The 12,739-nt window shown below is 69.3% G+C and carries 11 protein-coding genes; 2 read left to right on the forward strand and 9 right to left on the reverse strand.

Annotated features, from left to right (window positions below):
* Window positions 1-154: 154 nt before the first annotated feature.
* Genes J9611_RS00780 through J9611_RS00795 form a run of 4 tightly spaced genes read right to left on the reverse strand, consistent with a single transcriptional unit; the run spans window position 155 to window position 3,523 of the window.
* The gene (locus J9611_RS00780; protein WP_211876768.1) at window positions 155-1,222 is read right to left on the reverse strand and encodes a UDP-N-acetylmuramate dehydrogenase; all 1,068 of its coding nucleotides are present in this window, start codon (window positions 1,220-1,222) and stop codon (window positions 155-157) included.
* A 60-nt stretch (window positions 1,223-1,282) separates the two neighbouring features.
* A complete protein-coding gene (locus tag J9611_RS00785) occupies window positions 1,283-2,578 on the reverse strand; it encodes an MFS transporter (protein ID WP_211876770.1) in 1,296 nt (431 codons plus the stop codon).
* A 16-nt stretch (window positions 2,579-2,594) separates the two neighbouring features.
* Window positions 2,595-3,047, reverse strand: coding sequence for a MaoC family dehydratase (locus J9611_RS00790; RefSeq protein ID WP_211876772.1), 453 nt, complete (start codon window positions 3,045-3,047; stop codon window positions 2,595-2,597).
* Between the two features lie 2 nt (window positions 3,048-3,049).
* A complete protein-coding gene (locus J9611_RS00795; protein WP_211876774.1) occupies window positions 3,050-3,523 on the reverse strand; it encodes an FAS1-like dehydratase domain-containing protein in 474 nt (157 codons plus the stop codon).
* 144 nt (window positions 3,524-3,667) lie between these two features.
* Between J9611_RS00795 and J9611_RS00800 the strand changes: the two genes are divergently transcribed.
* Window positions 3,668-4,045, forward strand: a complete 378-nt coding sequence (locus J9611_RS00800) for an ArsR/SmtB family transcription factor (RefSeq protein WP_211876783.1) — start codon at window positions 3,668-3,670, stop codon at window positions 4,043-4,045.
* A complete protein-coding gene (locus J9611_RS00805) occupies window positions 4,042-5,697 on the forward strand; it encodes a SulP family inorganic anion transporter (protein WP_211876785.1) in 1,656 nt (551 codons plus the stop codon). Before J9611_RS00800 ends, J9611_RS00805 begins: the two co-directional genes overlap by 4 nt.
* On the opposite strand, the gene J9611_RS00810 is transcribed toward J9611_RS00805, so the two are convergent.
* The 5 genes from J9611_RS00810 to J9611_RS00830 form a co-directional block, all read right to left on the reverse strand.
* Window positions 5,687-5,911, reverse strand: a complete 225-nt coding sequence (locus J9611_RS00810) for a DUF3188 domain-containing protein (protein WP_211876786.1) — start codon at window positions 5,909-5,911, stop codon at window positions 5,687-5,689. The two genes, J9611_RS00805 and J9611_RS00810, sit on opposite strands and share 11 nt — an antisense overlap.
* Window positions 5,912-6,000: 89 nt before the next feature.
* Window positions 6,001-6,864, reverse strand: coding sequence for an HpcH/HpaI aldolase/citrate lyase family protein (locus J9611_RS00815; protein WP_211876787.1), 864 nt, complete (start codon window positions 6,862-6,864; stop codon window positions 6,001-6,003).
* A gap of 99 nt (window positions 6,865-6,963) precedes the next feature.
* Entirely contained in the window at window positions 6,964-9,948 is a 2,985-nt protein-coding gene (locus J9611_RS00820; protein ID WP_211876788.1) for a hypothetical protein, read from the reverse strand.
* 128 nt (window positions 9,949-10,076) lie between these two features.
* Window positions 10,077-11,039 (reverse strand): aldo/keto reductase, encoded by a 963-nt coding sequence (locus J9611_RS00825; RefSeq protein WP_307856991.1) that lies wholly within the window; start codon window positions 11,037-11,039, stop codon window positions 10,077-10,079.
* On the reverse strand, window positions 11,036-12,730 hold the full coding sequence (locus tag J9611_RS00830) for a glycoside hydrolase family 13 protein (protein WP_211876790.1): 1,695 nt from the start codon (window positions 12,728-12,730) through the stop codon (window positions 11,036-11,038). Before J9611_RS00830 ends, J9611_RS00825 begins: the two co-directional genes overlap by 4 nt.
* Between the last annotated feature and the right edge of the window lie 9 nt (window positions 12,731-12,739).

Below are 12,739 nucleotides of genomic sequence, written 5' to 3' on the forward strand. Positions count from 1 at the left end.
GGGCGAGGGCTGGACATGTCCTCCCGGGGAGCAGCCGCTATCTCGCCGATCCCACCGCCTGGACCTGAACCCCGGCGGACTAATGAAAATGCCCATCAGCGCGGCGGCAGGAGCCAGGCAGGTTGTCCCGCCAGGCCAGGACCCCAGCCCGACGCTAGAGTTCGACGCCGATCAGCAGCGGCTCGGGGTGCAGTTCGATCCCGAAGCGTTCGACGACGCCGCGGCGCACCGCGCGGGCGATGGCCAGCAGGTCCGCGGTGCTCGCGCCGCCCCGGTTGGTGATGGCGAGGGTGTGCTTGGTGGACAGCGAGGCCCGACCGCCGGACACGCTGTCCGGCTCAAGCCCGTAGCCCTTGCCGAAGCCGGACTTCTCGATCAGCCAGGCCGCCGAGAGCTTCACCAGCCCGTCCGCGCCGGCCGGGTACCGGGGAGCGCTTTCCGGAAGCCGGTCCGCGACGCCGGCCGCAACGATCGGATTCGTGAAGAAGGATCCGGTGGAATAGGTGTCCCGGTCCGCCGCGTCCCACACCATGCCCTTGGACGCGCGGAGCCGGAGCACCTCGCGCCGGACGTCATTGGAGTAGGCCCGCCGGCCCGGCTCCACGCCCAGCGACCGGGCCAGCTCGGCGTAGCGGACGGGGGCGCTCATCCGGCCCAGCGGCAGCTGGAACTCCACGGTGAGCACCACGTAGCGCGGCGAGCCGCCGACGGTGTTCTGTTTCAGCACGGAGTCCCGGTAGCCGAACTTCAGCTCCGAGTTCGTGAAGGTCCGCACGGCGTTGCGTTCCCGGTCCCAGGTGCGCACCGCAGCGATCGTCTGGGAGACGTCGGAGCCGTAAGCGCCGACGTTCTGCACCGGGGTGGCCCCGGCGGCGCCCGGGATGCCGGACAGCGCCTCGATGCCGGACCACGCGTGCAGCACGGCGTGCGCCACGAAGTCGTCCCAGTTATGCCCGGCCTGCACCACAACGGCCGCCCCGCCGCAGGAGTCCTCCGCGTCGACGGTGAACCCCTCCGAGGCGATCTTCAGCACCGTGCCGGGGAACCCGTCGTCGGACACCAGCAGGTTGGAGCCGCCGCCGATGATCAGCAGGGGCTCTGCGGCGGCGTCGGCCGAACGGACGGCGTCGATGACTTCGGCCTCGGTGCGGGCTTCGAGGTAGCTGCCGGCGGGACCGCCGACGGCGGCCGTGGTCAGGGCGGAAAGCAGAGTCTGGGTCACCTGACCAGCCTAGCCGGGATCGCGTGCTTGCCTGAAAGGAACGGAAAATACGGCCGCCCGCTACTGTGCCACCTCGCGGGCGACCGGGAGCTTGCTGGCCACCGGGGAGAGCAGGAAGCTGACCACCAGCATCACCATGACGGCCAGCAGCGAGTGCAGGATGCCCACGTGTTCGGCCAGCAGGCCCAGCAGCGGCGGACCGCAGAGGAAGGCGCCGTACCCGATCGTGGAGACCACGGAGACCCGCGCGGCGGCCCTGGCCGGATCGTCGGCGGCGGCGGACATGCCCACCGGGAACCCCAGCGAGGCGCCAAGCCCCCAGACGGCGAGCGCCACGAAGGCCAGCCACGGGACGGGGGCGAAGACGAACAGGCCAAGGCCCAGGACGGCCAGGGCGGCGCACCAGCGCATCACCGGGACGCGGCCGAAGCGGTCCAGGACCACGGTCCCGGCGAAGCGGCCCACCGTCATGAACGTGACGAACAGGCCGTAGCCCGCGGCCCCGGCGGCCTCGGACTGGCCGTGGCCGTCCGCGAGCGCCAGCGCCACCCAGTCCCCGGCCGCGCCTTCGGCCAGGGCCAGCCCCAGCACGAGGACGCCCAGCAGGAGCGTCCGGCGGTCACGCCAGGCCTGCGCGATCTGTCGCTTGTTGTCCAGCGGTTCCGCGGCCTTGCCGGTGTCCGGCCGGATGATGGCCAGCGGGCCGGTGGACGGGTCCTCGAAGGTGTCCGGTCTGGCCGGCTTAAAGCCCCGGTCCTGCAGCGGCGTGATGTCGGCGCGGAACCAGCGGGCGGCCGTGGCCACGGAGCCCGCCACGATCGCGCCCACCGCGGCCAGATGCCAGAAGACCGGGACCCCGGCCCCCGCGGCCCAGGCGCCCAGCCCGGCGCCGGCGACCGTCCCGAGGCTGAAGGACCCGTGCAGCCGGGGCATGATGTGCCGGCCCACCGCCCGTTCCACCGCGGCGCCCTCCACGTTGGAGGCCGTATTCCAGCTGGCGGTGCCCAGCCCGATGACGGCCAGGCCCGCGGCGACCGCGAGCGGGCTGGCGAGCACGGAGGTGCCGAAGCCGGCCAGGACGAGTCCGGCGCCCACCATGATGCTGCCGATCCGGATGGTGCGCTGGGAGCCGAAGCGCAGCACGATCAGGCCCGAGGCAGAGACCGAGATGAAGGAGCCCACCGTCATGCACAGCAGCAGCAGCCCGACGGTGCCCGGGGTCAGCTCGAGGCCGTTGCGGATCGCCGGCAGCCGGGACACCCAGCTCGCGAAGGCAAGGCCGCTGAACCCGTAGGCGGCCACCACGGCGTTGCGCCACGCCGTGACTTGGGCGGCCTGGGGAGTGCGCCGGCCCACTGCACGCCCCAAGCGCTCAGCCCAGCCTGACGACGGCCTGCGCCTTCACCAGCACCTTCTGGCCGGCCGAGACGACGGTGAGGTCCACACGGGCGGTGCCCGCCTCGGCGTCGAGCGCTCCGATGGCGCCGCTGACCTCGATCACGGCGCCGGGTTCCGGCGTGCCCGTGGTGTCGGCCACCGGGACGGGCTTGGTGAAGCGGGTCTGGAAATCCACGACGGCGGCGGGGTCGCCCGCCCAGTCGGTCACGAGCTGGACGGCCGCACCCATGGTGAACATGCCGTGGGCGATGACACCCGGCAGCCCGACGCCGGTGGCGAAGGCCCCGTTCCAGTGGATGGGGTTGAAGTCCCCGGACGCGCCGGCATACTTGACCAGGTCCGTGCGGGTGACCTCGATGCTGCGGCTGCCGATGTCCTGGCCGACCGTGAGTTCTGAAAATTTGGGGCTCGTGGATGCAAGGCTCATGGCTACTGTCCCTCTCCGCGGACCAGGATGGATGAGGTGGCGGTGGCGACTGCCGCGCGGGAACCGCCGGCGGCGCCGTCACCGGCAAGCGCGAAGATTTCCGAGCGGGTGGTGATCATGGCCCCGCCGCCCATGGCGCGGACGCCGTCGACGTGCAGCTCGGCGACCAGCCGGTCACCGGCGACAATCGGGCGGTGGTGGACGAAGCGCTGGTCGGCGTGGACCACGCGCGAAAAGTCGATGCCGGACTCGGGATCCTCGATCAGCTGGGCGTCGGCACGCTGGGCGATGATGATGGCGAAGGTCGGCGGCGCCACGAGGTCGCTGTGGCCGAGGGCGGCGGCCGCGTCGACGTCGAAGTGGGCCGGGTGCGTGGCCTTGACCGCGCGCGCGAACTCGCGGATCTTCTCGCGGCCGACGTCGTACACCTCTGCGGCAGGGTAGCTGCGCCCCTGCAGATCCGGATTGATAGTCATGGTTCAAGCCTAGTGCCACGCCTCCGGCGGCCGTCCCTGACACTCCTGCACGGCCCAGCACCGGAATGGTATGATGAAAACATCAATCCATCAACCCAGTTGTGGTTCCGCCGCGGCTGCGGAGCAAGAGAGCCCAGGCCAGCCATGATTTCAGCGGCGCAGACCCCTTTGTACGAGATCAAGGCGAACCTTTTCAAGGCCCTCGCCCATCCGGCCCGGATCCGGGTGCTGGAACTGCTGGCCGCCGCCCCGGACGGCGCGGCGCCGGTCAGCTATCTCCTGGCCGAGACGGGCCTTGAGGCCTCCCATCTGTCCCAGCACCTGGCGACTCTCCGCCGGCACGGGGTGGTGACCTCTGTCCGGTCAGCGAATGCCGTCACCTACCGGCTGGCCCACCCGAAGATTTCAGAGCTGCTGGCGATAGCCAGGGTCTTCCTCCTGGACCGGCTGGCCGGCTCCAACGAGCAGTTGCGGCTCGCGCAGGAACTGCCGGACGGGCATCTCCAGGGCTCCGCCTCGTGAGGGGCACATTCCTCGCACGGTTCCTGCCGTCCCGCCGCGACTACGACGGCCTGCGCTCCTCCTGGAAGACGGACCTGCTCGCCGGGATAACGGTGGGCATCGTGGCCCTCCCGCTGGCGCTTGCCTTCGGTGTGAGCTCGGGCGTCGGGGCCGAGGCCGGGCTGATCACCGCGGTGGTGGCCGGCCTGGTGGCCGCCATCATGGGCGGCTCGCATGTCCAGGTCTCCGGGCCCACCGGTGCCATGGTGGTCGTGCTGGCTCCGGTGGTCGCCACCCACGGCGTCGGCAGCATCGCATTGGTCTCCCTGCTGGCGGGGCTGCTGGTCATCATCCTGGGCATCAGCGGTCTGGGCCGGGCCGTGGCCTTCATTCCCTGGCCTGTCGTGGAGGGCTTCACCCTCGGCATCGCCTTGATCATCTTCCTCCAGCAGGTTCCGATGGCGACCGGCACGCAGGGAATCCCGGGCCACAACACCCTGCTGGCCGCGATCGAGAGCGCTTCCAGGGCCACGGCGCCCACAGTACTGCACACGCTCGGCGTCGTCGTAGGGGTGGCTGCCGTGATGTACGTGCTCCCGAAGCTGCACAAATCCCTGCCCGCAAGCCTGATCGCGGTGCTGCTGGCCACCGTCGCCGCCGAACTGCTTCAGCTGGACATCCCCCGGATCGGCGGCCTGCCGCATTCCCTGCCGGCGCCCTCGATGCCCTCCTTCGGTCCGGCGGCACTCGGCGGGCTGCTCATGCCCGCAGTGTCCATCGCGACCCTGGCCGCCATCGAATCCCTGCTCTCGGCCCGGGTGGCCGCCGGCATGGTCGGCCCGGACGGCCGGCCCAGCGGGGCCTACAGCCCGGACCGCGAGCTCACGGGGCAGGGGCTAGCCTCCGTCGCGGCAGGGTTCTTCGGCGGCATGCCGGCCACCGGCGCGATCGCCCGGACCGCCGTCAACGTCCGCTCCGGCGCCAAGACCCGGCTCTCCGCGATCGTGCACGCCCTCGTGTTGCTGGCCATCATCTACCTCGCGGCCGGACTCGTCGGCAGGATCCCGCTGGCGGTCCTGGCCGGCATCCTGATGGTGACGGCAACACGCATGGTTTCAAGACACACGGTCACCGCCATCCTGCGCTCTACCCGCGCCGACGCCTTCGTCTTCATCCTGACCGCCATCATCACCGTCGCCTTCGACCTGATCGTGGCCATCGAGATCGGGCTTGTCGCCGCTGCCATCTTCACGTTGCGGAAGTTCGCCTCCCTGAGCGGGGTGCAGCGCGAGGAAATTCCGGGGGTACCCGTTCCCGGGGACGAGCACATTGCCGTCTTCCGGCTGGAGGGGGCCATGTTCTTCGGTGCCGCCGAACGGGTGCTGCAGGAAATCAGCAGGGTCAAGGACGTCCAGGTGGCCATCATCCGGCTGTCACAGGTGCGGATGCTCGATGCCACGGGCGCCCACACCCTGGTTGAGGTCATCTCGGCCCTGGAGTTGAGGGGCGTCACGGTCCTGCTCAAGGGGGTCCAGCCGGACCATCTGGAGCTGGTGACCAACGTCGGGGTGATCCGCTCGCTGCGGCACCACAAGCACCTGTTCACCACCCTGCCGGCGGCCGTGGAGCACGCCCGGAGCCATGTCTGGCGGAACGCGGCTGTCAGCGCTTGAGGTTCTTCCGGATCGTCTGGCCGCGGACCACGATCCCCACGATGTGCAGGACCAGTCCGAGTCCGATGACCGGAAGGGACGCCACGGCCAGGCCCTGGTTGTGGGAGGTGTTGCCCACGATGTTGAGGATGATGCCGGCGGCGATCAGGCCCATGGCGCTGAAGACGAGCACCTTGTAGGTGGTTGAGGCGGAGGCCCAGAATTCATTCAGCACCGTGCCAGTCTACCGGCGCTCACCAAAAGACCCCGTGGACCGGATATCGGGTATCGGCCACGGGGTCTCCTCAGTTCGTTCGGGTGCGGCTACAGGGCCGGCTGGACCCCAAAGGCTACCGCGAGCTTCATGATCTTTTCGGCGCGGCCCAGGCGCGGCAGGTCGGAACCGTCGCGGATCACGCGGCCGCTGGCCTCGAAGTCGGCCATGAAGTCCGTGGCCCAGGCGACGTCCGACGGCGTGGGGCTGATGACCTCGTTGATGATGGACGTCTGGTCGATGGCCAGGCAGAGCTTCCCGGTCATGCCCATCATGACGGTGATGGCCGTCTGTTCACGGAGGATGGGGTGGTTCGTTCCCACCGTGGGTCCGTCGATCGGGCCGGGCAGGTTGCCGACGCGGCTGGCCACAACCAGCTTGGCGCGGGGGTAGGCCATCGCCTCCGGGGTGGCCGCCATGCCGGTGTCGCGGCGGAAGTCGCCCGAGCCGAAGGCCAGGCGGAACGCGCCCTGGGCCCTGGCGATGTGGTTGGCTTCCTCGATGCCCAGGGCCGACTCGACGAGCGCGATGACCGGGGTCTTGCCGTCCATGCGGTGGAAGCTTTCGGTGACCTGGTCAGCGGACTCGGTCTTGGCGAGCATGACGCCCAGCAGGCCCGGGGTGCCGCGGAGCCCGGCGAGGTCATCGGCCCAGAAGGGGCTGGTCGCGTCGTTGATGCGGACCCAGGCCGTGCCGCCGGCGGTCAGCCAGTCGACGACGTGTTCACGCGCGGCGTCCTTCTGGGAAGGGTCCACGGCGTCTTCGATGTCGAGGACGACCGCATCCGCGCGTCCGGCGGCGGATTCGGCGAACAGTTCGGGTTTCATTGCGTTGACCAGCAGCCAGGAGCGGGCGATGTCGGCCGGGATGTTGCGGTGGGGCCGGACGGTTCCGGCGGTGGTGGTAGACGTCATGTATCTACGCTAGCCGCACCGGGGTACCTCCAGCCAAGTATTCCGGCCATCCGGGGGACCAATACGACCAAAATCACGAAACGGCGGCGGTATCTGAGGCTAACCGCCGGGAACAGCCGCCGGGCTCCCCCGGTCCAAGACATGGAGGAGCCTCGCGAATTCAGAGCAGTCTTCCCCTGCGCCTTCATTACGGCAGGTCGCGGTGTCCATCGCCCGGGACAGTTCGTCCTGGCTCAGCTGCGACAGCGCCCAGCCGAGGGGAGGGTCGATTGCCGGATGACTGTCGGGAGCCAGTACAACTGTACTTTGGCCTCCCAGCCTGCTTTTTAGCTCGTTGGACGCCACCGCGCAGTCGCCTGAGGCAGAGCCACAGACGTCGTCGTCTGATGCAAGTCTCTGCAGCCAACTGCTGGCGTCCGACTGGAGATTCTTGGCACTGATGCCCAGCAGAGGAACCGCCAGTTCCCCGGCTGCCTTTGGCGGTGCGGCGAGGACATCGGCGCCTCGTGAGTTCCGGACATACAGGAAGACCGGCGCGAAATACGTCCCGCCGTCACCCACCGTCAGGTTGTGCTGCCTGATTTCCTCCTGGAACAGCGGCCAGACGTCATTAACCGTGCCCAGCCCGGACCCTTCGGAGTAGCCGCCATCGATGGCCTGGTAGGAATTGTCCGGGGAACACCCCGATTCGGTCCGATAGGGAACCCGGCCTGCCGGTGAAATGAGGGGAAAGCGGGCGGAAATCATCGCAGCCGTCGACCACGATACGGCCAGGGGGCAGGCGTCCTGGCTCATCAGGTCTATGGAAAGTGGCGTCCCGCCGTGGCGGCAACTCGCGTCCTTGGCAACACCGGTTCTCGCCGCGGAGCTCCCGTCAAGATCGATTTGGCTGATGAGGAGGCGGCATCCGATCCCGGAAGCGGTGGAGTTCAGAATCAGCGCACCGGTTGGGCCCGTGTGCGAGTCAGCAGGCCGCCAGGGTTCCGCCAGCTTCCTCGCCGCAGATTCCCATGCCCGCTCCATGAGGGCGGCCCGGTCCTGCCAACCGTTCTGGTCATTGGCGGCTACCAGGAGGCCGGTCCCCGCGGCGACCATGTCCCTTGTGAGCGCCCCGGCAACTCCGACGGCCAGCGCATCCGGAGCAGCCATGCGGGTCACGAGGGCCAGCGGTGTCACACGGGTTCGCTTTGCTTCTTCCCCGTAGCGCTGCGCTACGACCAGGCCCAACGAGCCGCCGCTCACACCGCTTGATAGCACCACGGACGTGGACCCGCACCGGTGCGACGCCAGTTCCGTGAAGGCGCTGGCAATCCAGACGGCCGCCCGGATGCCGCCGCCCTCGGCAGCCACGAAAATCACGGGCCGGACCTTGGCCGCTGTCCCGGGAACGGAAATGGCGCAGCCTCCATTCGAGGCGGTCCACCGCCTAAAGTACTCATCCAGTTTCAGCCGCTTTTCGTTGGCCGAAGTTGGGCTCGACTGACGGATCGCGTGCACGCGGCTGTCCCCTCCGTTGATGGACGTTATGACGAGGGTCAGGAGGATCAGGGTCACAATGGGGTTGGCCCGCAGGCCGAACTTCTCGAAAACCGGCATTGCCCGCTGTTCCTGCAGCTGGACTACGAGAAAACCAATGGCGATCGTCCATGCGAGAACACTGAGAACCGCGGTGGCAGGAACCCCGAGCGTCCGTGCGGCCCAGTCCGGAACCGCCTCGTACAATCCCAGCACCAGGCAGGAGACTGCCAGCGATGCCCAGGAAGCGTTCTTCGACAGTGTCCCGGACGCGACCCGCGGATCGAGAAGGCCTGCGAGCGCCCCGGTTGATGTTGACGTCCATGTCCATCGCAGCAGCCGTGTGACGGCAAAGAACCCCAAAAGCACAGCCAGCCATCCGAGGCCAAGGAAGACCGCCGGCCATCCCCAGTCCCGGTGCCATCCGCTCACTGCAGCCAATGCCACCGGAGCCGAAAATGACCGGATGAGCGCCATGCCCGATACGACGAGGAACAGGCAGGCCAGTGCGTCGCCGCAGCGCCACACGGCGACTGCCCGCCCTCGGTCGCGCGTCCGGGGTGTTGGCTCGACGGAGGGGCTGACCGCTTTGATCAGCCATGAGGCAAGCACAACTGCAATCGGAATACCAACGACGACGAGCATCCCGACGCCTGGGGGCTCCGGAAGCTGCTGCGTCAGGGCGGCCACGCTGAGTCCGGCGACCAGCAGCATAGGACCGTATGCCCACCACCACACGCTGGGCGCCTTCTTCGGTGCTGACTTCGCGAACAGTGCCCAGGCCAGCTCCGACCTCCGTCTCCCGAGCACAAACAGACCCGCAGTCCCCGCCAGCACGGTGGCCCATGCCCACCACCAGTGGGCTTCCCCCAGGCCCTGGGCAGCCCAGGACCTTTGCGCGTCCGGAAGCTGGTCGCTGACACCGGGGATGGGCAGCAGGGCCATCGCCGCGATGCCGGCGACCGCAGCAAGGTTCAGCCGGTGAAAGAGCAAGGCTCGCTGGACACCCTTCAACCGCCTCAACAACCGCCGCCGCAGGACCCCATCGGCCAAGGCAAACAGCAGCACGGCCAGCAAAGCGGCCCATTTGGCGTAGGCGGCAAGCCAAAGCGGTGCGTTCAGGAATGGGACCCCCGGATGCCCCGCGGAAAACGCCATGAACACGGACTCGACGGCTTCGCAGGCGAATTCGAAGATGACCAGGCGCGTCAACCACTTCCGGCCACGGAAAATCCCCAAGAGCAGCAGGAAGTAGCTCAGCGCGAACAGCAAATCGACCGCGGCGTACATGATCAGCAGCCACCCAACCTCCGGGACGGCGGCCGGATGCAACTGGGCCCAGATGTCCCACGAGTCCCGCCGCGCATACGCCTCCAGCCCCTGCAGGCCGGCCGCCGACCGGCCCGCCCCGCCGTCCTGGGGCGCGGCTCCTTCAATGAGCCGGTCCAGTTCCGTCAAGGTGATCCAGAGCGAAATGGCAACAACGACGAGCGTCGGGAACTTCCACCGGAAGATCCAGCCGGCGTAGGCGGGCAATGGAGCGGCCGGAGCCACCTGTACGTTCACCATGACGACCCCAGCGTTGGATGCCGATCGCGCCACGCCAGCGGAGACCCTGGACGCGTGGTTGAATCCTGCCCCCGTGATTTCGGCTTGTCAATCAATTTGAGTAACTGTTTTGCGGGCACGCCGCCGGGCTAAGGGATGTCGCTGCCGCGTGCGGTGATCCAGAGCCGGTACCACTGCGCCCGGGTCATGGCCGCGGCCGCCGCGGCGGCGCCGGCACAGGCCCTGATCCGGCCGGGGTTGGCGGTGCCGATCGCCGGGGCGATCCCGGCCGGGTGCTTCATCAGCCAGCCCAGCAGGATCGATTCGCCGGTGGTGCCCTGCTCCGCGGCGAGGGCGGCCACGAGCGCTGTGGTGGCCGAGTCCGCGGCCGTGGGCGTTGCGGCCGGGGCCCCGGTGTACAGGCCGCGGGCCAGCGCGCCGTACGCCTGCACCGTGATGCCCTTGCGGACGCAGTGCTCCACCGTGCCGTGCGGGAAGCTGTAGTCCGTGCCGTCGGCGTGGTTGACCAGCACGGTGCTCTCCAGCCACGCCCGCGTCAGCAGGCTCATTTCCAGCTGGTTGGCGACCACCGGGGCCTCCAGCCGGTCCTGCAGCACCTCGATCTGCGGCCCGGACATGTTGGACACGCCGACGGCCCGCACCTTGCCTTCCGCCATCAGTTGCCCGACGGCGGACGCCACCTCCGCGGGGTCCATGAGGGGATCGGGGCGGTGCAGCATCAGCACGTCCACGTAGTCCGTGCGGAGCCGTGCCAGGCTTTCGTTGACCCGTTCCAGGATGGCGTCGCGGCTCAGGTCGTAGTACGTCCCGAGCCCCTGCTCGTTGAGCCGGATCCCGCATTTGGTCTGCAGCCGGATCGTGGCGCGCAGCCCGGGGGTCTGCGCAAGCACCTCGCCGAACACCGCCTCGGCCTTGCCGTTGCGGTAGATGTCGGCGTGGTCGAACAGGGTGATCCCCGCCTCGAGGGCGGCGCCGACGGCGGCAGCCGCCTCGTCCACCTGCGCGGACGAGTACGGCTCCGCCGACCAGCTGCCGCCGAGGCCCATGCAGCCGTAGATCAGCTCCTGGGTTGACTGGAGCGAAGGGCTCACCGCAGCCAGACGGTGGTGTTGCCGGGGAGGAGCTTGCCGTCCAGCGGTCCGCTGCTGACCAGCACGGTGCCGGCGGGGAGCCCGACGGCCTCGCCGCCGAAGTTGGTCACGGACTGCCAGCCGCCGGGACGGCGGAAGTGCAGGACGCCGGCGTCGCCGCTATCCAGCCATTCCAGCTCCTCGGCGCCCTGCAGCTCGCGGCGGAGCCTGAGGGCCTTGCGGTAGAACTCCAGGGTGGACCCCTCGGCGCCGTCCTGGGCTGCCACGGCGTAGCGGCCGAACCAGGCCGGCTGCGGCAGGTGGGCGCCGCCGTCGCCGAAGCCGAAGGAGGCGCCGTCCGGGGTCCACGGCAGCGGCACCCGGCAGCCGTCGCGGCCGATCTCGACGCCCTTGTTGCGGAAGAAGGCGGGATCCTGGCGCGCGGCGTCGGGGATCTCCGCGACTTCCTGCAGGCCCAGTTCCTCGCCCTGGTACAGGTAGGCGGAGCCCGGAACTGCCAGCATCAGCAGCGTGGCCGCGCGGGCGCGGCGCAGGCCGAGTCCGGCGTCGAGCTCCCCGGCCGGGGCGCCGGCGAGCAGCCAGCCCTTGCCGTCCTGGCCCTTGGCATGCCGGCCGCCGCCCTTGGGCAGGCCGTAGCGGGTGGCGTGCCGGACGACGTCGTGGTTGGAAAACACCCAGGTCGACGACGCGCCGGATTCCGCCGCCTCGGCGAGGTTCCGGGTGATGATCTCGCGGAACGCCCCGGCGTCGAAGTCGGCCTGCAGGAGGTCGAAGTTGAACGCCTGGCCCAGGCCCCGCGGGCTGGCGTAGCGGCCGCGGCGGCTGGCGTGCACCCAGGCCTCGGCGACGGCGGTGCGCGGCGGGCTGTACTCGTTGAAGACCTCGCGCCATTCAGCGTAGATCTCGTGGACTTCGTCGCGGTCCCAGAACGGGTGGGAGCCGTCGGTGCCGGTGCCCTCGAGGCTGAGCTCGACCCTGGACAGCAGCGGCTCGGTGAGGTCCTTGGTCAGGGCGTGCGCCACGTCGACGCGGAAGCCGTCCACGCCGCGGTCGGACCAGAAGCGCAGGGTCTTCAGGAAGTCGTCGCGGATTTCGCGGCTGGACCAGTTCAGGTCCGGCTGCTCCCTGGCGAAGATGTGCATGTACCACTGGCCGGGGGTGCCGTCGGGTTCGGTGATGCGTTCCCATGCGGGGCCGCCGAAGACGGATTCCCAGTCCGACGGCGGCAGCCCGCCGTCCTGCCCGAGCCCGTCCCGGAAGATGTAGCGCTCGCGCGCGGCCGAGCCCCGGGGGGACGCGAGGGCTTCCTTGAACCACGCGTGGCGGTTGGAGGAGTGGTTCGGGACGATGTCCGCGATCAGCTTGATGCCGGCGGCATGCAGCGCGGCGGACATCTCGTCGAAGTCAGCCAGGCTGCCCAGCTTGGGGTCCACGTCGCGGTAGTCGTCGACGTCGTAGCCGCCGTCTGCCAGGGCGGAGGGATAGAACGGACTCAGCCAGACGGCGTCGATCCCGAGTTTTTTCAGGTAGGGGACCTTGGCCGTGATGCCCCTGATGTCGCCCAGTCCGTCGCCGTTGGAGTCGGAAAAGCTGCGTGGGTAGATCTGGTACACGGACGCCTGGCGCCACCAGTTGGGATCGGCTGAGGGGTTGGAACCGGACAGGGTTGCCAGTGTGGCGGTGTTGGACAAGGGAGCATC

This window comes from Pseudarthrobacter albicanus (genome assembly GCF_018224015.1).
Classification (GTDB): domain Bacteria; phylum Actinomycetota; class Actinomycetes; order Actinomycetales; family Micrococcaceae; genus Arthrobacter; species Arthrobacter albicanus.